Genomic DNA, 18,881 nt, shown 5'->3' with positions numbered 1-18,881 from the left:
GAGGGGTGATCCGCGGCTCAGCGCCGCACGAGCCCGAACCCGCTGGTCGCCGGTCTGCCGGCCGGGCCGTCCGTTGCGTCGGCCTGCTCGGCAGCGGCGAGTGCCGCTGCGCGGTCGGTGGCACGGGAGCAGGAGATGAGCACCCCGACGGCGGCGAGGAGGGCGATCATCGAGGACCCGCCGTAGGAGATGAAGGGCAGGGGCACGCCGATGACGGGGATCATCCCGGTGACGACGGCGATGTTCAGCACCGCCTGGCCGATGATCCACACCAGGATGCCGCCGCAGACGTAGGTGATGTACAGGTCGTCGGAGAGCTTCGAGATGCGGTAGATCGTGGAGGCCAGGACGGCGAAGAGCGCGATCACGAGCAGCGCCCCCATGAGTCCGAGTTCCTCGCCGAGCACGGCGAACACGAAGTCGTTGTGCGCCTCGGGGATCCAGTTGACCTTCAGCCGGCTCTGGCCGATCCCGACGCCGAACATGCCGCCGCCGGCCAGGCCGTAGAGGGCCTGGGCGCCCTGGTAGCCCAGCCCGTCCGCCATGCCGTCGGCGGTGGGGTGGAGCCAGGCGTCGATGCGCTGCATGCGGTTCTCGCTGGAGACGACGGCGAGGAAGGTCCCCACGACCCCGACGACGATGCCTCCGATGAACAGTTTCGGGCTGGCCCCGGCGAAGAAGAACAGTGCGACGGCGATGAGGGCGAGCACCATGGCGGTGCCGAGGTCCTTGCCCGCGACGACGAGGCAGATCCCGATCGCCGCCCCGGGAGCGACGGGGACGAACATGTGCTTGGCGTGACCGAGCAGTGCCGCCTTGCGGGCGAGGACCGCGCCTCCCCAGATGATCAGGCTGAGCTTGAGGAATTCGGAGGGCTGCGCCGTCAGGGAACCGACCTGGATCCAGTTCCGGTTGCCCTGCACCTCCACGCCGAGCGGGGTGAAGACCAGCAGGGACAGGCCGAAGGACCCGAACAGGATCAGCCAGGACAGTTTCCGGTAGGCGCGGAACGGGATGAACGCGCACACGAGGAGGGCGGCCCCGCCGATGACCGCCCACATGAGCTGCTTGACGAACGTGTCGTAGGGGGAGGCGCCCGCCGCCACGAGTTCGACCGAGGACGCGGAGAGCACCATCATCAGCCCGATGGCGACCAGCGCGAACGTCGTGGTGATCAGCAGGTTCCGGGCGTTCCGGTTCGAGTGCGGGCCCTGCGCCGTGATGCGCGCGCGGAGGTGCTGCCAGCGGGAGGCGTCCAGGGGCTCCGGGTCAGTGTGGGATCGGCCGGTGGTGGTGGTCATGAGGGGTCCTAGGGGCAGAGGCCGGGGCGTGGGATCGGAGGGCGAGGGCGCCGCTCGTCCCGTGCGTCTCCCCGACCGTCCGACGCTATGCGATGCGCCGGTGCCCGCCTGCCCGCCGCGCCCGACGCTGCCGGATCCTTGCACGATGCTGCGTCGGCGGGACTCAGATCCAGGGTCGGCGGTGCGGCTGTCCTGCGGTGAGGTCGAGGCGCCGTCCTGTCCACGTGCGTCGGAGCCACCGGTCGTGCGAGGCGACGAGCACGGCGCCCGGGTAGTCGGGGAGCGCGGCTTCGAGCTGTGTCGCCAGCAGCAGGGACAGGTGGTTGGTCGGTTCATCGAGCAGCAGCAGGTCGGGCGGGCTGGCGAGCAGCACGGCAAGGGCGAGCCGTCGCTGCTGGCCGACGCTCAGCGCGTCCACGGGCCGGTTCTCGTCCCGCGGTGGGATGAGGCCGAAGGTGGGCAGGGGAACGAGACCGGCCCGCTCCGGCCCCACGAGGTCCTCGTAGGCCTGGCGTGCACTCCGCTCCGCGCCACGCCCGAACGGATCCGGGAGGTCGACGTCCTGCGCGAGGAGCCCCAGACGCAGTGAGGGGGCTCGTGCGACGGCCCCCGAGGTCGGGTCGAGGCGCCCGGCCGCGAGGTGCAGGAGGGTCGACTTCCCGGAACCGTTGGGACCGGTGATCAGCCACTTCTCACCGGGGGCCACGGTGAGCGATGTGGCTGCCAGGCGGTCCGCGACGGCGGCATCCGTGACGACGAGTGCCGGAGTGCTGCCGCCCCGTGCGGCCGAGGGCGTACCCGCGGCCGTGAGGCCCTGGAAGCGCAGCTCGTCGGGTGGCCGGCGGATCTGCCGTTCCTCCAGCCGCTCGAGCCGGGATGCGGCATCGTTGACGCGCCGGGCGACGGTCCTGGCGTTCCGGTCGGCGTAGAACTTCGCGGCGCCCCGGACCTCCGAGCGCGGGGACCAGTCCTCGTGCCCCACTACGTAGGTGCCCGGGGCGGCAGCGCGCAGGCGTCGCAGGTGTGCCTGTTCCGCGCGGTACTGGTGCTCCCAGCGCCCGCGTGCATCGAGGCGGGCGTGGAGGTAGTCGGTGTAGGTGCCCGTGAAGCGTACGACCCCGATCCCGGTCCCGTCGCCGTCGCCCACCAGGGCACCGGCGACCGCCTGCGGCAGCGGGGCCGGGTCGAGGTCCAGCAGGGACGTCGCCGTGTCGTCGAGGAACGCGCGGTCATGGCTCGCGATCAGCACCGGCCCGGGCCAGTCGCCGAGGAGGTCGCGCAGGTAGCGCGCCGCCTCGTCGTCGAGGTGGTTCGTCGGTTCGTCCAGCAGGAGCACATCGGGGGCGCTGAGCAGCAGCCAGGCGAGCGAGAGGCGGGAGCGCTGCCCTCCGGACAGCCTGCCGGTGGGCCGCGCCGCCGGCAGGTCGGCGAGGCCGAGACCCGAGAGCACGGCACGGATGCGGGTATCGACGGTCCACGCCCCGAGGTGGTCCGCGGCCTCGAGGGCCGCCGCGAAGGCGGCCGCCGCGGCGCCGTCCTCGGCTGCGCCGGCAAGCGCTTCTCCCGCCGCGCCGACAGCGGCGGCCGCCGCGCGTTGCGGGGCGACGGCGGACTCGATCGCCTCCGCGATCGTCGACGCCGCTGCGAACGGCGGTTCCTGCTGCAGCAGGCCGATCCGGGCCCGCCCGCCGGGGGCCGTCGCGGTGACCGTGCCGCCGTCGGGCTCCAGTGCACCCGCGACGATGCGCAGCAGCGTGGTCTTGCCGGATCCATTGCCGCCGATCACGCCGGTGCGCTCGGCGGCGACCGTGAACGAGACATTGCTCAGGACCCGTCGGGTACCGAACGTCCTGGAGAGGCCGTCGACGCGCAGGTGCGCTGCGGGATGGCCTGGGGTGGGAGTGGTCATCGGGATCCTCGGGCTCGGTCGAACCCCTGCCGGGCAGCTGCCACGGGCGCAGGAGGGAAGCGAGGATCAGATGAGCACGGGTCGAGTATAGCCGGGAGCCCGCGAACGGCGCTGCCCATGTGCCGCGATCCGCCGGGGCTGCGGCACCCGCCGCCGCGGGGGACGCCCGGCCGCCGCCGCGGGGGACGCCCGGTGTCGGTCCCTAGGCGTAGACGAGTCGCTGGGCCGATCCCTCATCGAGGATCAGGTCGGTCGCGAGGCCCGCCGCGAGCGCGCCCCGCAGCCCGTGGATCTTGGACTCGCCCGAGACCACGCAGATACGACGGCGGACCTTCCGCAGCTCGTCGAGGTCCGGTCCCGTGCTGCGCCGGTTCAGCATCACGTCCCGGTGCGAGCCGTCCGCCCGGAAGAACATGGTGGCGACGTCGCCGACCACGGCGTCCGCCTCCAGCGCCTCGAGGTCGTCGCCGTCGAGGTAGCCACCGCTGTACACGTGGCTGGGGATGCCCGAGCCGATGGAGCCCACACCGAAGATCGCCATCGTCATGCGGCGCTGCAGGTCGAGGATGCGCCGCACGCTGCGTTCCTCCCACATGGCGGTCTTGGTCCCGGCGTGGTCGAAGAACGCGGGGACCGGGAACTGCTCCACGCGCGCGCCGTAGGCCTGGCCGAAGCGGCGCAGGATCTCGCTCGCGTACGTGATGCCGGTGGTCTGCGTGTTGCCGGCGCCGTTGAGCTGCACGATCGTGCTGTCGTGGGTCTGCTTCCGCGTCAGGTGGTGGCTGACCGCGCTCAGGGTGGAGCCCCAGGCAACGCCGATGATCGCGTTGGAGTCCACGAGCGGCCCGATCGTCCGGGCGGCCTGGATCGCGACGCGGTCGAGCACATCCGAATCGCTGACCGAATCGGCCACGGGCACCACGTGCGCCTCGACCCCGAACCGGCGGCGGATGTGCTGTTCGAGGGCGGGTGCCCGCTCGGACGGGTTGTTGACCTGGATCTGCACGAGGCCGGTCTCCCGGGCCATGGACAGCAGGCGGGAGACCGTGGAGCGCGAGGTCCGCAGCTCCCGCGCGATCGCGTCCATGGTCAGGTCCTGCAGGTAGTACATCTGGGCCGCCCGCAGGGCATCCCTCGACCGGTTGCCGTGGGGTTGTTCGCCGGCCGTCCCGTCGACGGCCGGGCTACCACTCATCGTCGTCATTCCGCCAGTCTGAACCTCTCCTGCACGTTTGTGCAATGCGGTTGACTGCTATTCCCAGTCCTCGAAGAATGAGAGGTGCAGCACCCCTTCCAGACATAGACGTTACGGAGTAGTACCTTGAGCATTCCAGTCGACCGGATCAACGGTGAAGGCACGACAACTTCGACCCGCACCGTGGTGCAGAAGCTCAGGGACAAGCCCCGGGCGTCCGTGCTCATCATCGGCGGCGGCATCAACGGGGTCGGCACGTTCCGCGACCTCGCACTGCAGGGCGTCGACGTCGCCCTGGTCGAGCGCGGCGACTACTGCCAGGGCGCGTCGGGCGCGTCCTCGCACATGATCCACGGTGGTATCCGCTACCTGGAGAACGGCGAGTTCCGCCTCGTCCGCGAATCGGTCATCGAGCGCAACGCCCTCATGAAGATCGCCCCCCACTACGTGAAGCCGCTCCAGACCACCATCCCGATCTACACGACGTTCTCGGGCATCCTCTCCGCCCCCCTGCGCTTCCTCACGCACAAGCAGGGCAAGCAGGTGGAGCGCGGCGCCGTGCTCATCAAGGCCGGCCTCACCATGTACGACTTCTTCTCGCGCGACGGCGGCAACGTGCCCCGGCACTCCTTCGTGGGCCGCAAGAAGGCGCTCGCCGCCATGCCCGACGTCCGCAAGGACATCAAGTGGGCGGCCACCTACTTCGACGCCTCGGTGCACAACCCCGAACGCCTCACCCTCGACGTCCTCCGCGACGGCCAGGTGATCAACCCCGGCGCCCGTGCGGCCAACTACGTCAGCGCCATCGGTACCGGTGAGGACGGCGTGCTGCTGCGCGACGAGCTCACGGGGGAGACCTTCACCTTCGAGGCAGACGTCATCGTCAACGCCACGGGTGCCTGGACCGACAACACCAACGCGGTGCTCGGCACGGATACGCGCTTCATGGGCGGTACCAAGGGATCGCACATCGTCCTGGACCACCCGGAGCTGCTCAAGGCGTGCAACGGCACGGAGATCTTCTTCGAGCACGTCGACGGCCGGATCGTCCTCATCTACCCCATGGGGGACCGCGTCCTGGTCGGCACCACCGACATCGACGTGGACATCAACGAGCAGGCGGTCTGCACTGACGAGGAGATCGACTACTTCTTCGAGCTGATCGGGCACGTGTTCCCGGACATCGAGGTGACGCAGGACCACATCGTCTACAGCTTCTCCGGTGTACGGCCCCTGCCCCGCCACGACGACACCCAGCCGGGCTTCGTCTCGCGCGACTACCGCATCGAGAAGCGCGAGGAGACGATGGGCGGGCGGCCCGTCACGACGCTCAGTCTCGTGGGCGGCAAGTGGACCACCTTCCGCGCCCTGTCCGAGCACCTGACCAACGACACGCTCGCCGCACTGGGCGCACCGCGCAAGGCGTCGACGGCGGGTGTCGCCATCGGCGGCGGCCAGGACTTCCCGACCGACGCGGCCGCCGAGCGTGCCTGGATCAAGCAGGCCGTCCGACCCGGCGTCGACGAGGCGCGCGTGGAGGTGCTGCTCACCCGGTACGGGACACGCGCGACGGATGTCATCGAATACCTTGCCGAAGGGCCCGACAGGCTGTTCAATTCCACGAAGGAGCTGAGCACGCGAGAGCTCGCCTACATGGTGGAGCACGAGCAGGTCGGCCACCTGATCGACGTCCTGATCCGCCGTACATCGCTTGCCTTCCGCGGACTCGTCACCGGGGAACTGCTCGCCGAGCTCGCCGAGACCCTCGCCCCGTTGCTGGGATGGGATGCTGCGCGGTCCGCAGCGGAGATCAAGCTCGCCGAGAAGGTCCTCGCCGAGGCGCATCGCGTGCACGTCAAGAGCCTGACCGCCTAGCGGCTTCCGCCGCGACGGGGTCGAACCACTGCCGTAGGCAGTGGCGCAGTGCCAACGGCAGTGGTTGCCGGGGGGAATCAACGGGTGCCGTCGAGGCGGCGGCACCCGTTAATAAATGAATAGATTGAGGAGTCAACGATGTCTCTGGAAGTATTTGTAGCCGAAACTTTCGGCACAATGCTGCTGCTGTTGCTCGGTACGGGCGTGGTCGCGAATGTCGCGCTCGCCAGGACCAAGGGCAATAACGGCGGCTTTCTCATGGTCAACTTCGGGTGGGGTCTCGCCGTCTTCGCAGGCGTCTACGTGTCAGCCCTGTCCGGTGCCCACCTCAACTTCGCCGTCACGATGGGGTTGCTGTTCAACGGAGACGCGGCCGAATACGCGCCCGGCGTCGACAAGACCTTCGCCACCACGCTGGCTTACCTCGCAGCACAGATGATCGGCTCCATCCTCGGTGCCGTCCTCTGCTGGCTCTCCTACAAGCAGCACTTCGATGAGGAGCCCGACCCCGCCAACAAGCTCGGCGTCTTCGCCACCGGCCCGGCCATCCGTTCGTACGGGTGGAACCTCGTGACCGAGATCATCGCCACGTTCGTGCTCGTCCTGGTCATCCTGTCCTTCGGCAACACGCCGTCGGGCCTCGGGCCCCTCGCCGTCGCGCTGCTCGTCGTCGGCCTCGGTGCGTCGCTCGGTGGACCGACCGGATACGCCATCAACCCGAACCGCGACCTCGGCCCCCGCATCGCGCACGCCTTCCTCCCGATCAAGGGCAAGGGCGGCAGCGACTGGGGCTACGCGTGGGTGCCCATCGTCGGCCCCATCATCGGTGGCGCGCTCGCGGGCATCGTCATCCAGTTCATCTCGTTCCCGGCCGCAGCCTAGGCAGCACCCCGTAGGGCGGCGCGTCGCCGCGCCCTCCTCCACGTCGTCATCCAATGAAGGAGTAAGACATGTCGCAGCAGTACGTCATCGCCATCGACCAGGGCACCACCTCCAGCAGGGCCATCATCTTCGACCACAAGGGCGACATCGTGTCCTCCGGTCAGAAGGAGCACGAGCAGATCTTCCCCAGGGCAGGCTGGGTGGAGCACGATCCCGCCGAGATCTGGACCAACACGCGCGAGGTGATCGGCACCGCGCTGTCCAAGGCGAACCTCACCCGCCACGACATCGCCGCCGTCGGCATCACGAACCAGCGTGAGACCGCCGTCGTCTGGGACAAGACGACGGGCAAAGCGGTCTACAACGCCATCGTGTGGCAGGACACCCGAACCCAGAACATCGTGGACGACCTCGCGAAGGACGGCGGCGTCGAGCGCTACAAGGCGAAGGTCGGCCTCCCGCTGGCCACCTACTTCTCCGGGACCAAGATCAAGTGGATCCTCGACAACGTCGACGGAGCACGCGAGAAGGCGGAGGCCGGTGACCTCCTGTTCGGCAACACCGACTCCTGGGTCACGTGGAACCTCACGGGCGGCACCGACGGCGGCGTGCACATCACCGACGTCACCAACGCCTCGCGCACGCTGTTCATGGACCTGGAGACCCTCACCTGGGACGAGTCGATCCTCGCCGACTTCGGCGTCCCCGCATCGATGATGCCCGCGATCAAGTCGTCCTCCGAGGTCTACGGCACCGTGCACACCTCGCAGCTGCTCCGTGAGACGCCGGTCGCCGGGATCCTGGGCGATCAGCAGGCAGCGACCTTCGGTCAGGCCGCGTTCGAGAAGGGCGGCGCCAAGAACACGTACGGCACCGGCAACTTCATGATCGTGAACACGGGCGAGGAGATCGTCCACTCGAAGAACGGCCTGCTCACCACGGTCTGCTACCGGCTCGGGGACGCGAAGCCGGTCTACGCGCTGGAGGGCTCGATCGCCGTCACCGGTTCGCTCGTGCAGTGGCTCCGTGACAACCTCGGCATCATCAAGACCGCGCCCGAGGTCGAGCAGCTCGCCACGACGGTGGAGGACAACGGCGGCGTGTACATCGTCCCCGCGTTCTCCGGTCTGTTCGCACCGTACTGGCGCTCCGACGCCCGCGGGGCGATCGTCGGCCTGACCCGCTTCGTGAACAAGGGCCACATCGCCCGCGCGGCACTGGAGGCCACGGCGTTCCAGACCCGCGAGGTGCTGGACGCGGCCAACGCCGATTCCGGTGTCAACATGGAGGACCTCAGGGTCGACGGCGGCATGGTCGCCAACGACGCCCTCATGCAGTTCCAGGCGGACATCCTCGGGATCCCGGTCATCCGGCCGAAGGTCACGGAGACCACGGCGCTCGGTGCCGCGTACGCCGCGGGACTCGCCGTCGGTTTCTGGAAGGACACCGACGAACTCGCGACCAACTGGGCCGAGGACAAGCGCTGGAACCCGTCCATGGACGACGCCGAGCGCGACCGCCAGCTGCGCCTGTGGAAGAAGGCCGTCACGAAGACCTTCGACTGGGTCGACGAGGACGTCAGCTAGCACCGGCGGCAGGAGCCCCCGGCACCACCGCACAGCGCCCGGTCCGTCTCCCGACGGGCCGGGCGCCGTCGTCGGTCCCGCACCGGCCCATTGGCCCGCACTGCTAAAGTGGACGCATGCCCCGGAACCTCCTGCTTACCTAGCCGCACGGTATCGACCGTGCGGCGGCCCCTCCTGCGTGAGGGGCTTTTGTGTGTCCGGCGCAGGATGCGCCGGAGGACGCAGCAGAAGATCCACCCGTTCCACCAGGAACCGGCAGGTTCCACCAGGTTCCACCGACAGGACAGGTCACACAGTGAGCACCAACCCCGAGGTCGCCCAGCCGGACGAGAACACCTACGACGTCGCCGCCATCGAGGCACGCTGGCCGGCGGTCTGGGACGAGCTCCAGGCGTTCGCCCCGGCGGACGACGGCACGCGCGAACGGCGCTACGTGCTCGACATGTTCCCCTACCCCTCCGGTGACCTCCATATGGGGCACGCGGAGGCCTTCGCCATGGGCGACGTCGCCGCACGGTACTACCGGCAGAAGGGCTTCGACGTCCTGCACCCGATCGGCTGGGACTCCTTCGGCCTGCCGGCGGAGAACGCCGCCATCAAGCGCAACGCACACCCGGCGGAGTGGACGTACGCGAACATCGAGACGCAGGCCCACTCGTTCAAGCGCTATGCCATCAGCGCGGACTGGGAGCGCCGCCTGCACACCTCGGACCCCGAGTACTACCGCTGGACGCAGTGGCTGTTCGTCCGGTTCTTCCAGAAGGGCCTCGCCTACCGCCGCAACTCGCCGGTGAACTGGTGCCCGAAGGACCAGACCGTCCTGGCCAACGAGCAGGTCATCAACGGCGCCTGCGACCGCTGCGGGACCATGGTCACCAAGAAGAACCTCAACCAGTGGTACTTCAGGATCACGGACTACGCCGACCGCCTGCTCGACGACATGGAGCAGCTGAAGGGCCACTGGCCCGAGCGCGTGCTCGCCATGCAGCGCAACTGGATCGGCCGCTCCGAGGGAGCGCACGTGCGCTTCCGCATCGAGGCCGACGCGGACCAGCCGGCGTCGGACGTCGCGGTCTTCACGACGCGTCCCGACACGCTGTACGGGGCGACGTTCTTCGTCGTCGCGGCCGACGCGGACCTCGCCCTCGAGCTGGTCACGCCCGACCGCCGAGCCGCCCTGGAGGAGTACCGGGAGCAGGTCAAGGGCCTGTCCGAGATCGAGCGGCAGGCCACCGAGCGGGAGAAGACGGGCATCTTCACCGGCCGCTACGCCGTCAACCCCCTCAACGGGGAGAAGCTGCCGGTCTGGGCCGCGGACTACGTCCTGGCCGACTACGGGACCGGTGCCATCATGGCCGTGCCCGCGCACGACCAGCGCGACCTCGACTTCGCCCGCGCCTTCGACCTGCCGGTGCGCACCGTCGTCGACACCGGAGCGGAGGACGCGGCCGTCACCGGTGTGGCGACCACGGGCGAGGGGACCCTCGTGAACTCCGGCGAACTGACCGGGCTGGACAAGCCGGCCGCCATCCGGCGCGCCGTCCAGCTCATCGAGGAGCAGGGCACCGGGGAGCACACCGTCAACTACCGCCTCCGCGACTGGCTGCTGTCCCGCCAGCGCTTCTGGGGTACGCCCATCCCGATCATCCACTGCCCGTCCTGCGGGGAGGTCCCGGTACCGGACGACCAGCTGCCCGTCACGCTGCCCGAGGGGCTGCGCGGCGAGTCCCTGGCGCCCAAGGGCACCTCGCCGCTGGCCGCGGTCGAGGAGTGGGTCAACGTCTCCTGCCCGTCGTGCGGCGGCGCCGCGAAGCGCGACACCGACACCATGGACACCTTCGTCGACTCGTCCTGGTACTACCTCCGTTTCGTGGACCCGCACCTGGACACGGCGCCGTTCGACACCGAGGCCGTCAACCGCTGGCTGCCGGTCGGCCAGTACGTGGGCGGGGTGGAGCACGCCATCCTGCACCTGCTGTACAGCAGGTTCTTCACGAAGGTCCTGTACGACCTGGGGATGGTCGGCTTCACCGAGCCCTTCAGCGCGCTGCTGAACCAGGGCCAGGTCCTCAATGGTGGCAAGGCGATGAGCAAGTCGCTCGGCAACGGCGTGGACCTGGGCGAGCAGCTGGACCGCTACGGCGTGGACGCCGTGCGCCTCACCATGGTGTTCGCGTCGCCGCCCGAGGACGACGTCGACTGGGCGGACGTCTCGCCGTCGGGCTCCGCGAAGTTCCTGGCGCGTGCCTGGCGGCTCGGCAACGACGTGACGAGTGCGGTCGGAGCCGATCCGGCCTCGGGTGACCGGGCCCTCCGGTCGGTCACGCACCGGACGGTCGCCGAGGCCGCCGAGCTCATGGAGGCCAACAAGTTCAACGTGGTGATCGCCAAGCTGATGGAACTCGTCAACGCGACGCGGAAGGCCATCGACTCCGGTGCCGGCGGTGCGGACCCCGCCGTCCGGGAGGCCACCGAGGCCGTCGCCATCCTCCTCAGCCTCTTCGCGCCCTACACGGCGGAGGACCTGTGGAACCGGCTGGGACACGAGGCCACGGTCGCCACCGCGGGCTGGCCCACCGTTGATCCCGCCCTGCTCACGCAGGAGACCGTCGTCGCCGTCGTCCAGGTGCAGGGCAAGGTGCGTGACCGCCTGACGGTGTCCCCGGACATCGCCGAGGACGAGCTGCGCGAGCTCGCACTGGCCAGCGACCAGGTGCAGCGCGTACTAGACGGCCGCGGTATCCGCACGGTGATCGTGCGGGCGCCGAAGCTGGTCAACATCGTGCCGGCCTGATGGACGAGGACGGGGCGGCCGTACGCGCGGGAGAGCTCCCGTGCGCATAGCCGTCGTCACCGATTCGGCCGCCGGCTTCGCTCCCGGGTGGTGCGAAGCCGGCGGGCCCGCCGAGGGTGTGCACGTGGTCGCCATGCCGGTCCTCGTGGGGGACGAGATCCTGACCGGCGAGCACGACGACGTCACCGCGCCGCTCATGCTCGCCCTCGCCGCCGGGTCCCACGTGCGCACCTCCAGACCGTCACCCGGCCAGTTCGAGCGCGTCTACGGCCAGCTGGCCGAGGAGGGCTACGACGGGATCGTGTCCGTGCACCTGTCCGGACTGCTGTCCGGCACGGTCGAGGCGGCACGCCTGGCGGCGTCACGGGCGGCCATCCCGGTCGAGGTGATCGACACCCGGACCGCCGGGATGGCCCAGGGCCGTGCGGCCCTCGCGGCCCTCGCGACAGCCGCTTCGGGCGGCGATCTGCAGGCCTCCGCCGCGGCTGCGGCCATCGCGGCCCGCAGCTCCAGCCTCTACTTCTACGTCCCGAGCCTCGAGCAGCTGCGCCGCGGCGGCAGGATCACCGCCGCTGCCGCGTGGCTCGGCACCCTGCTGTCCGTCCGGGTGATCCTGCGGGTGCAGGGCGGGCGGCTGGTGCCGCTCGAGCGGATGCGGTCGGCTGCCCGCGGGATGCAGCGGCTCCAGGAACTCGTCGAGGCCGACGTGGCCGACCGGACGAGCGGCGTCCACCTCACGGTCCACCATTTCGGTAACGAGGACGAGGCGGAGGCCCTTGCGGACCGGCTGCAGATCATGGCCGGCTCGGGCCGCGTGTCGACGGCGCCGTGCCCCTCGGTGCTGGCCGCGCACGCAGGGCTCGGCGTCGTGGCCGTCACCGTCAGCCCCGGATGACCGTTTGCACGGGATGATCGTCCGCGCGGGATGATCTGGCAGCCGGATGACCGTCGGCGCGAGGTGATCGTGCGGGCGGGCGGGATGTCCACATAGCGCCCGTGCCGGGCCGGCGGCGGATTCGCGGCTCCTAGCGTGGCGGCATGGGAAAGCACCGATGGCCGACAGCCGGGACCGCGTGGGCGCCGCCACTCCGCGCACCCGACTCCGTGCCGTTCGATGAAGGTTCGTCCCGCGCCCGGCCACCCGGTGGATCCGCGGACCAGGACGCCCGCCGTGCAGGGTACGAGGAGCACGAGGAGCACGAGGAGCACGAGGAGCACGAGGAGCACGAGGAGTACGCGGACCGCGATGCCGCGGGGCTCGCGGAGGACCCCGCGGGCCATGACGGTGCCTATGACGCTGACGGTGCCTATGACGCTGACGCTGCCTATGGCGCTGCCTATGACACTGAAACTGACACTGACGCTGACGCTGACGGCGCCTATGACGCTGCCGACGACGATGCCAGTGACGGCAGGGCGTCCCTCCGGGCGGAAGGACCGCGGCGGACGGTGGCCCCGCGCGGCCTCGCCGGGCGGCAACCGCGGACTCCGCCGGAATCCCGGACACCGCCGGAAGCCCGGACGCCGCCGGAGGCCCGGGCGATGCAGTGGCGGGTGGCGCGTTCGGCGGCGCTCGTTTTCCTCGGCGTGGCCCTGGCCGTCGGGGCCGTGCTCTTCCTCGTGCGCAGTTCGGAACCGTCGGCGGCCGCCGTCTCGGTACAGCTGGACGCCGCGGAGGAGTCCGCGCCGCTCGGGCGACCGGAGGGCGGCGGCCCCGGCGCGCCCACGGATCGCGCGTCGGGTGACGGCGCTGCACCCCAGGAGGCCGGGGGTGGGACCTCCACCGACGGGGACGCTTCGGAGGCAGTGTCCCCCGGAGGCGACGCCTCGCGGGACGTGGCACCGCGAACGTCATCGGACGCGCCCGCGAACGGTGCACCCGCCGGCGGGACGGTCGTCGTGTACGTGACGGGGGCCGTGGCATCGCCCGGCGTCGTCACGGTGCCCGTCGGGACGCGCCTGTTCGAGGTCGTCGAGCAGGCCGGCGGTGCGCTTCCCGGGGCGGACCTCGAAGGCATCAACCTCGCGGCCACGCCCTCCGACGGGCAGCACGTGCACCTCCTGGCCGTGGGCGAGGAGCCGAGGCCCGACCAGCCCCGACCGGAGTCGTCCGGCACAGGACGCGTGCCGGGTGCGGCATCCGGCGGGGTGCCCGGGGGAGCTACGGATGCCATCGGGGGGAGCACTGGTCCGGCCGGGGTCCTCGACATCAACACCGCCTCCCTCGCGGAGATCGAGTCCCTTCCGCGCGTCGGACCGGTGCTGGGACAGCGGATCATCGACTGGCGGGACGAGCACGGCCCCTTCGTGCAGACGTCGGACATCGACGCCGTTCCCGGGATCGGACCGGCGCTGCTCGAAGGGATCCTCCCCCTCATCGTGGCGCGGTGAGGGACATGAGGGGGACCTCGAGCCCTGCCGGTCACGGGGTATCAGCAGGCCGGCGGCGGTCAGCGGGCGGTCCCCGCGAGAGCCGTCCCGTGCAAGTCCCGCTGCGACGGGACCTGCGCCTCCTACCTTCGGCGGCCGCCGCGTGGGCCGCTGCAGGCGCCGCGATCCACGGAGGGGCCTCGGCGGTGACGACGGCAGGGCTGGTCGCAGCTGCGGCCGCCCTGCTCCTGGCCTGCCTGATCCTCCTCGTGCCCCCGCGACCCCGCCGTGGGTGGAGGCTGCTGCCCGCTCAGGCCCTGCCGCCCGCAGCGGCCGTGGCACTGGTCCTGCTCGCCGCCGGAGGGAGCCTCGTCCGCATGGCGGCCGGCCCGGTGGACGACGCCGTCCGTGAGGGTACCGTGTTCACCGCCGTGCTCCGCATCACCGGGGAGCCGTCGACACTGCCGGCAGGCCCCTACGGTGGAGGGACCAGGTACCTCGTCGATGCGGACGTGATCGGCGGGGTCCTGCACGGCAGGGCCTTCGCCTCCGCCACCCCGGTGGTGGTCCTCGGGTCGGGTTCCTGGGGAGCTGTTGGCACAGGAGACGTCGCGCGGGTGCTCGGTACCGCGAATCCGGCCGATCGGGTCGGCCGGGCGACCGCCGTCTTCCTGCCGGCGAGTACGCCCACCATCGAGGGTGCCCGAGGATGGCTCGCCTCCACCTCTGATCTTCGGTCGGGGTTCCGGGACCTGGCGTCGCGCGACGACCGCGACGGCGGCCTGCTCCCGGGCATGGCACTCGGCGACAGGACCGGGCTCGAGCCCGCCCTCGCGGCGGACATGAAGACCACGGGCATGACGCACCTCACCGCGGTGAGCGGCGCCAACTGCTCCTACGTGGTCGCGTTCACCTTCCTCGGGCTGCGGTCGGCCCGCCTTCCCCGCCTTCCGGCGGCGATCGGCGCGGTCGTGGCCCTCGTGTGCTTCGTGCTGCTGGTGCGGCCGGAACCGAGCGTGCTCCGGGCAGCGGTGATGGGCGGGATCGGCGTGGCCGCCGTCCTCTCCGGGCGGGGCCGGGTGTCCCTGACCCTCCTGCTGCTGTCCATCATCATCCTGCTCGCCGCCGATCCCTGGCTCGCGGTGTCCTTCGCGTTCACGCTCTCCGTGGCGGCGACCCTCGGACTCGTCACCGTCGGCCCGGCGATGGTGGAGGCCTTCGAGCGGGTGGTGCCCCGGCTTCTGGCGCAACTGCTGGCCATCCCCCTGACGGCGCAGCTCTTCTGCACGCCCGTCCTCGTCCTGATCCAGCCCTCTCTCCCCGTCTACTCGCTGCCGGCCAACATCCTGGCCTCGCCGGTGGTCCCGGCGATCACCCTGCTGGGGATGGCGGCGGTGCTCACGCTGGTCGGTGCCCCGATCCTGGCTCCGCCACTGGTGGCCGCCGCTCAGATGGGCACGCGGTGGGTCGCGGGCGTCGCGGAGACCCTGGCCGATGCGCCGTCGGCGTCGCTGCCGTGGGTGCCGGGCGTGCCGGGGGCGGTGATCGCGAGCCTGGTGTCCGCGGCGCTCGTGCTGCTCATCCGCCGGGATGCCGTCGTCGCCCGGTGGCGACGCCGAGGCGGACGAGCCGGCATCACCCGCCCGGGTCCCGAGGACCCGCCGTCGAGCGGGCCCGGTCGTGAGCGAGGCCGGGACCGGTGCCGGCACCGGAGCCGGCGCCGGGCCGTGCTGCTCGCCGCTGTCCTCGGCTGCCTGCTGGGTCTGGCCGCGGCCTCGGTGCTCGCCGGGCGTGTCGGTGCACCGCAGGCACGCTCCTGGGTCCTCGCGATGTGCGACGTCGGCCAGGGCGACGCCGTCGTGGTGAGGACGACGCCGGGTCACGCGCTCGTCGTCGATGCGGGACCGGATCCCGAGGCGATGGACCGCTGCCTGGACGCCCTGCGCGTCGAGGTGATCGATGCACTGGTCATCACGCATCTCCACGAGGACCACTACGGCGGCATCGGGGGCGCGGTCCGGGGGAGGACCCTGACCGCGCTCTACTTCTCCACGGGGGAGGACCGGCTGCCGGCCCAGGTGGAGGACGCAGCGACGGCGGGCGGGGTGCGCGCCGAGCGACTGGACAGTGCGTCGACGCTCGACCTCGCCCCGCTGCACGTCGACGTCCTGTGGCCCAGGGAGGACGAGGTGCTCCTGGAGGAGAACAACGCGAGCGCGGTGCTCGCGGTCACCGCGCACACACCCCGTGGCCCGCTGACGATCCTGCTCATGGGCGATCTGGAGGAGGACGCGGCGGCGGCGCTGCTGTCAGGCCTGCCCTCGCTGGGCACGGACGGCGTGGAGGTCCTCAAGGTCGCCCATCACGGAGCCAGGAACGGGGGTACTGCGCTGCTGGAGGCCGTGCATCCGCGCCTGGCACTCATCTCGGTGGGGGAGGGCAACGACTACGGTCATCCCCACCCGAGCATTTTGGGCGCACTCGACCGCACCCGGACCGCCACCGCCCGCACGGACCAGCTGGGCACCTTCCTCGTCGACGTCGTGGGCAGCGCCCTCGAGGTCAGGCCACTGCGGTGAGGCCGCTGCGTCAGGGCGTGCTGCGGCTTTGAGGCGCCGCGGGGCCATGACAGAGTAGGGGTGCATCTGACGGAAGGAAGCCCGCCCCGTGGCAACAAGATCCCCGGCCGGCCGCACCAGCGGCCCGAGTCCTGCGTCCGCATCGTGGCGGGACGTCAAGCCGGCCGCCGTCGTCCTGCTGTCGGGGCCCGAGGACTACCTCGCGGCGAAGGCGGCCGAATCGATCCGCGGCCAGGTCCGTGCAGCGCAGCCCGACGCCGAACTTGTCCGCTTCGACGCCGGGTCCTACGAGGCCGGTACGCTGCTCATGCACGCGAGCCCGTCCCTCTTCGGTGACTGGAAGATCATCGAGGCAGCGGGACTGGCGCAGATGAACGACGCCTTCCTGATCGACACGATCGCCTACCTCACCGACCCGGCACCCGACGTCGTCCTGGTGATGCGCCATTCCGGCGGGAACCGCGGGAAGAAGCTGCTGGACGCCGTCAAGGCGGCGAAAGCGACCATCGTGGACTGCCAGCCACTGAAGAAGGACGGCGAGAAGGCCGAGTTCGTCACCACCGAGTTCCGCCTCGCGCGACGGCGCATCGACGCCGACGCGGTGCGTGCGCTCGTCGCCGCGGTCGGTTCGCAGCTTCCGGAACTGGCGGCGGCATGTCAGCAGCTGATGGCCGACACCGCGGGCGACGTCTCCGTCGAGACGGTCGAGAAGTACTACGGGGGGCGTGTCGAGGCGACGGGCTTCAAGGTCGCCGACGCGGCCCTCGCCGGACGCACCGCGCAGGCGCTGTCGATGCTGCGCCACGCCCTCGCGACGGGCGCCGACCCCGTGCCCATCGTCGCAGCGCTCGCCATGAAGGTCCGCGCGGTCGCGAAGGTGCACGGTGTCAGGGGGTCGTCGGTGCAGCTCGCCAAGGATCTGGGGATGGCGCCCTGGCAGGTCGACCAGGCGCGCCGGGAAGCGCAGCGTTTCAGCTCGGACGCCCTGGCCCGGAGCATCCGCGCGCTGGCGGAGGCCGACGCGCAGGTGAAGGGCGAGTCACGGGACCCGGTCTACGCCGTCGAGCGGGCCGTGACAGTCATCGCGCTGGGTGACGGCTGAGCGGCTGAGCTCCTGCCGGCCCGTCACGCCAGGGCGGGCCGTGGAACGCCGAAGGGCCGGCTCCCGTACGGGGAGCCGGCCCTTCGATGAAGGATCCGCAGCTTAGAGCGCGTTGACCTTCTTGGAGATCGCGGACTTGCGGTTCGCTGCGTTGTTCTTGTGCAGCACGCCCTTGCTGACAGCCTTGTCGAGCTTGCGGCTGGCGGCCTGGAGTGCCGTTGCAGCAGCGTCCTTGTCAGCGCCTTCGACGGCCGTGTTCACGGCGCGGATGGCGGTCTTGAGCTCGGACTTGACCGAGTTGTTGCGCTGCCTCGCCTTCTCGTTGGTGAGGATGCGCTTCTTCTGGGACTTGATGTTTGCCACGAATGAAATCTTTCTTTGTATTGCGGACTGGTCGTGAGGGTATTTCGGCCGATCAGAGACTGGACGGCGTGGGGATACCGTGTGGCGATCGGCCAAAGTGCCCGAAGACCTGCGCGGACACACAGCTATACAGGTTACCAGAAAGACCGCGGGAACCCGATCCCTCGGGCGCCTGGTGGGCCCGGAGCCGCCGCTCCGGGAGGCCTGGCATCGGCGGGCCCGGATCGGGACACCGGCCGGCCGGCCGGATGACGGGCAGGTCGCCCCGGTAGGTCACACGGTCGATCACGCACGGTGGTGACCCGGGTGGGCTGTTCAGCCGAGGAGGTCGTCGGGGAGCGCCGCGACGACGCGCTCGAAGCGGTCCCGTGGGAGCACTGATCCTTCGCGCCGGATCGTTGCGGGAGCAACCCGGAGGAGCCGGTCGACCTTCACCTCACTCGGCCGGCCTTGCCGGTCCCAGGCACCGGTGCCGATGTCGATGTACCGGCCGTCGTGCTCCCGGGTGTTGTTGCGGTCGCGGCTGGTCAGCATGAGGCCCAGCAGGTCGCGCCCGTCCCGCCCGATCAGGAGCACGGGGCGGTCCTTGCCCTGCGCGGGGTCGTCCTCGTAGGGCACCCACGTCCACACGATCTCTCCCGGATCGGGATTCCCGTCGCTCGAGGGGGAGTAGGCCAGCGAGGCGGTCCGGCGTCGGCCCGCCGCCCGGGTGGCGGGGGTGACACGTCCCGCGGACCCGCCGCGCCTCCTGGTCGGACTGCGATCCGGTGCCGGAGCGGACGGTCGGCTCTCGAGGCCGCGGACGACGCGGCGTGCCAGGGACAGGAGCGAGCTCAGGGTGATGGCCATGGAAGGGATCTTAGGCGAGCACCGGCCGCGGCGCCCGAGCAGCGGACGGCGGCGAAGCGCCCGAGCACTGCGGACC

13 protein-coding genes are annotated in these 18,881 nt (G+C 70.8%); 8 read left to right on the top strand and 5 right to left on the bottom strand.

The genetic code is table 11. The annotated features are described in order from the left end of the window. Positions 1-17: 17 nt before the first annotated feature. The 3 genes from ftsW to V6S67_RS09460 form a co-directional block, all read right to left on the bottom strand. Positions 18-1,301, bottom strand: coding sequence for a putative lipid II flippase FtsW (ftsW, locus tag V6S67_RS09470; RefSeq protein ID WP_334210011.1), 1,284 nt, complete (start codon positions 1,299-1,301; stop codon positions 18-20). Positions 1,302-1,464: 163 nt separating this feature from the next. Beyond that, positions 1,465-3,210 (bottom strand): ABC-F family ATP-binding cassette domain-containing protein, encoded by a 1,746-nt coding sequence (locus V6S67_RS09465; RefSeq protein ID WP_334210010.1) that lies wholly within the window; start codon positions 3,208-3,210, stop codon positions 1,465-1,467. A gap of 202 nt (positions 3,211-3,412) precedes the next feature. After that, positions 3,413-4,405 (bottom strand): sugar-binding transcriptional regulator, encoded by a 993-nt coding sequence (locus V6S67_RS09460; protein ID WP_442884877.1) that lies wholly within the window; start codon positions 4,403-4,405, stop codon positions 3,413-3,415. A 132-nt stretch (positions 4,406-4,537) separates the two neighbouring features. Between V6S67_RS09460 and V6S67_RS09455 the strand changes: the two genes are divergently transcribed. The 8 genes from V6S67_RS09455 to holA all read left to right on the top strand — a co-directional run bounded on the left by V6S67_RS09455 (position 4,538) and on the right by holA (position 17,593). Next, positions 4,538-6,280: a glycerol-3-phosphate dehydrogenase/oxidase gene (locus V6S67_RS09455; RefSeq protein WP_442884875.1), complete on the top strand. Its 1,743-nt coding sequence runs from the start codon at positions 4,538-4,540 to the stop codon at positions 6,278-6,280. A gap of 138 nt (positions 6,281-6,418) precedes the next feature. Then, positions 6,419-7,162 carry an MIP/aquaporin family protein gene (locus V6S67_RS09450; protein ID WP_334210009.1) on the top strand — a complete coding sequence of 248 codons (744 nt, stop codon included), beginning with the start codon at positions 6,419-6,421 and terminating at the stop codon, positions 7,160-7,162. A 68-nt stretch (positions 7,163-7,230) separates the two neighbouring features. Further along, positions 7,231-8,748 (top strand): glycerol kinase GlpK, encoded by a 1,518-nt coding sequence (gene glpK, locus V6S67_RS09445; protein WP_334210008.1) that lies wholly within the window; start codon positions 7,231-7,233, stop codon positions 8,746-8,748. Positions 8,749-9,043: 295 nt separating this feature from the next. Continuing rightward, positions 9,044-11,542: a leucine--tRNA ligase gene (gene leuS / locus V6S67_RS09440; RefSeq protein ID WP_334210007.1), complete on the top strand. Its 2,499-nt coding sequence runs from the start codon at positions 9,044-9,046 to the stop codon at positions 11,540-11,542. 40 nt (positions 11,543-11,582) lie between these two features. Next, positions 11,583-12,437, top strand: coding sequence for a DegV family protein (locus V6S67_RS09435; RefSeq protein ID WP_334210006.1), 855 nt, complete (start codon positions 11,583-11,585; stop codon positions 12,435-12,437). A gap of 143 nt (positions 12,438-12,580) precedes the next feature. Then, positions 12,581-13,933 (top strand): ComEA family DNA-binding protein, encoded by a 1,353-nt coding sequence (locus V6S67_RS09430; RefSeq protein WP_334210005.1) that lies wholly within the window; start codon positions 12,581-12,583, stop codon positions 13,931-13,933. An 89-nt stretch (positions 13,934-14,022) separates the two neighbouring features. Next, positions 14,023-16,491, top strand: coding sequence for a ComEC/Rec2 family competence protein (locus tag V6S67_RS09425; protein WP_334210004.1), 2,469 nt, complete (start codon positions 14,023-14,025; stop codon positions 16,489-16,491). Positions 16,492-16,579: 88 nt separating this feature from the next. Continuing rightward, complete coding sequence (gene holA, locus V6S67_RS09420) at positions 16,580-17,593, top strand: DNA polymerase III subunit delta (RefSeq protein ID WP_334210003.1); 1,014 nt, start codon at positions 16,580-16,582, stop codon at positions 17,591-17,593. Positions 17,594-17,695: 102 nt separating this feature from the next. Here holA and rpsT read toward each other — a convergent pair whose 3' ends face one another. Further along, positions 17,696-17,956 (bottom strand): 30S ribosomal protein S20, encoded by a 261-nt coding sequence (gene rpsT / locus V6S67_RS09415; protein ID WP_087075755.1) that lies wholly within the window; start codon positions 17,954-17,956, stop codon positions 17,696-17,698. A 315-nt stretch (positions 17,957-18,271) separates the two neighbouring features. Continuing rightward, positions 18,272-18,805 carry a type II toxin-antitoxin system PemK/MazF family toxin gene (locus V6S67_RS09410; RefSeq protein ID WP_334210002.1) on the bottom strand — a complete coding sequence of 178 codons (534 nt, stop codon included), beginning with the start codon at positions 18,803-18,805 and terminating at the stop codon, positions 18,272-18,274. Positions 18,806-18,881: the final 76 nt, after the last annotated feature.

Origin of the sequence: Arthrobacter sp. Soc17.1.1.1 (genome assembly GCF_036867195.1) — a bacterium.
GTDB lineage: Bacteria > Actinomycetota > Actinomycetes > Actinomycetales > Micrococcaceae > Arthrobacter_D.
The sequence above is the reverse complement of the archived record's forward strand: the minus strand, read 5'-3'. Positions and strand labels throughout refer to the sequence as shown.

Bases quoted from the DNA above. Each gene is read 5' to 3' on its own strand.
- V6S67_RS09430 (WP_334210005.1), top strand. From the start codon at position 12,581: ATGGGAAAGCACCGATGGCCGACAGCCGGGACCGCGTGGGCGCCGCCA.
- V6S67_RS09450 (WP_334210009.1), top strand. From the start codon at position 6,419: ATGTCTCTGGAAGTATTTGTAGCCGAAACTTTCGGCACAATGCTGCTG.
- V6S67_RS09410 (WP_334210002.1), bottom strand. From the start codon at position 18,805: ATGGCCATCACCCTGAGCTCGCTCCTGTCCCTGGCACGCCGCGTCGTC.
- glpK (WP_334210008.1), top strand. From the start codon at position 7,231: ATGTCGCAGCAGTACGTCATCGCCATCGACCAGGGCACCACCTCCAGC.
- ftsW (WP_334210011.1), bottom strand. From the start codon at position 1,301: ATGACCACCACCACCGGCCGATCCCACACTGACCCGGAGCCCCTGGAC.
- V6S67_RS09465 (WP_334210010.1), bottom strand. From the start codon at position 3,210: ATGACCACTCCCACCCCAGGCCATCCCGCAGCGCACCTGCGCGTCGAC.
- V6S67_RS09460 (WP_442884877.1), bottom strand. From the start codon at position 4,405: ATGAGTGGTAGCCCGGCCGTCGACGGGACGGCCGGCGAACAACCCCAC.